This is a genomic window from Geobacillus sp. ZGt-1 (genome assembly GCF_001026865.1).
GTDB lineage: Bacteria > Bacillota > Bacilli > Bacillales > Anoxybacillaceae > Geobacillus > Geobacillus thermoleovorans.
In genome coordinates, this window is record NZ_LDPD01000026.1 from 59,425 (window position 1) to 61,574 (window position 2,150).

1 protein-coding gene is annotated in these 2,150 nt (G+C 51.5%); it reads right to left on the minus strand.

What is annotated here, in order from left to right; all coding sequences use genetic code 11:
• Window positions 1-2,045, minus strand: a 2,045-nt coding sequence (locus tag VU18_RS13900; RefSeq protein WP_047758343.1) for a bifunctional 2',3'-cyclic-nucleotide 2'-phosphodiesterase/3'-nucleotidase, incomplete at its 3' end; no start/stop codon positions are given.
• Window positions 2,046-2,150: the final 105 nt, after the last annotated feature.

The window sequence follows — 2,150 nt, forward strand, 5'->3', positions numbered from 1 at the left end:
CCTGGAGGAGTGGTTGGCTTCTCCGGCTGCTTTGGCGGGTTGGGCTTTTCTTCCTTCCAAAGCGGCAAGGCAAATTCATATTGGGCAAATCCGCTCGGCAAGGCGGTGACATAGCGGATGCTGCCGTCTTGCGGCAAGTATTTTTGCGCTTCCGGCGACGATTCAAACGTGACGGTCACCGGCGCTTTCCCTTTCACTGGCGCAAACCGCCAGTTGCCATCCGCTGACGGGTTGATCGTTCCGTTTTCCCGAATATAGTCGATGATCACTTGCCGGTTTTCATCCGGCGCAGCCAAAATCGTGTTTTTCCCGCCCGGATTGATGATCCGGTTTGTCGTCGCCCGATAGTTGTTCGTTGCGACGATAAATTCCATGTTCGGCGTCACTGGCTTGCCTTCGAATTTCAAGTTTTTAATCCGATTCGCGTTCGGATTGATCACATTTTGGTTTTTGTCGTATTTCGCCGGCTCGGTGACATCGATCTCGTACGTCACGCCATCAATAATGTCGAAGTTGTACGTCGGGAAGTCGTTGTTCACAAGCGGCTGAACGTCTGTCTTGTTCGGGTCGATTTGGTTGAATTGCCCCGCCGACCACTCAAGCCATTCTTTCAACTCGGCTCCCGTAATTTTCAACGCATACACCGTGTTCGGATACAAGTACAAATCGGCGACGTTTTTAATGGCGATTTCCCCTGCTGGGATGTCGGTATAATAGCTCGCCCCGCCGCGTCCGCCGGCTTTGAACGGAGCACCGGCCGACAGCACCGGAAGGCCTTCATATTTCGTCCCTTTCAACATCTTTTCGACATACCATTTTTGCGCATTCGTGACGATTTGCACGGACGGATCGTCTTTGATAAGCGCAAAATAGCTGTTGATCGGGCTCGTTGTTTTTCCAACCGGGCTGCGGACGTACTGAATCGTCGCTTCATGTTCCGCTTGGATCGCCTGCTCAACGGCCGGGTCGCTGTCGACAAGCGGCGTTTTCGTCGCCTTGTCATACACTGGACGGAGTTGGGCTTTCGCTTGCGTCACTTTCCATTTTCCGTCGACTTGCTCGACCGTCAAATCGATCACGCCGAGCGTATCTCCCCATGAACCCGGCATCGTCACCGGAACACCGTTGATCGTGCCGGTTTCATTGTTGATTCCGTTTCCGTCTGGAAAATCTGGTGTCGTGCCTGGAAGGGCCGGGAATTTTTTATGCTGGTGGCCGGTCAACACGGCGTCGATCCCCGGAATTTGCGTCAAATAATACGATGCGTTTTCCATATTCGGGCTGTTTCCGCCGGTCTCAATGCCCGAGTGCGATAGCACAACGATCAAATCGGCCCCTTCCGCTTTCATTTTTGGAATATACTTTTGCGCCGACTGCACAATGTCTTTCGCAATCACTTTCCCTTGCAAATTCGCTTTGTCCCAATCCATAATTTGCGGCGGCACAAAGCCGATGACGCCGATCTTCAGCGTATGCTTCTCCCCGTCTTCATCAACGACTTCTTTCGCTAAAATTTGATACGGCGTGAAATAGTTGACATCGTTATCCGGATTTTGGTCATGATCGTCACGGTACACGTTCGCATTCACGATCGGCAGCTTGGCATCGTCATACACTTCATTGAGGAAATCCAAGCCATAGTTGAACTCATGGTTCCCAACCGTCGCCGCATCGTACTTCAACAAATGCAACAGTTTCACCGCTGGATGCACTTCGCCGTCTTGCAGCGGCTTCACTTTCGCCACATAGTCGCCAAGCGGCGTTCCTTGAATCAAATCCCCGTTGTCAAACAGAAGCGTATTCGGCTGCTCAGCGCGCGCCTGCTCGATCAAACGCGCCGTCTTCGACAACCCAAACTCATTCGTCGGACTATCTTTGAAATAATCGTAGTTGACGAGATTCATATGTACGTCCGTCGTCTCTAAAATGCGCAGCTTGACGACATCTCGGTCTTCCGCGCCCGCTGCGGTCGGCAACACAGCCGGAGCAAGCAGCCCCAACGCCAACACCACGCTCGCCGCCGCGTATTTCTTCCGTTTTTTCAATGTCCATCCCCCTCACTCAGATCAAATCATTGTCATCTCTATACATATTACCATAAAAGCAACAAAATTTTGATAGAAAAAACAAACAAAAAACATCCATGAGTA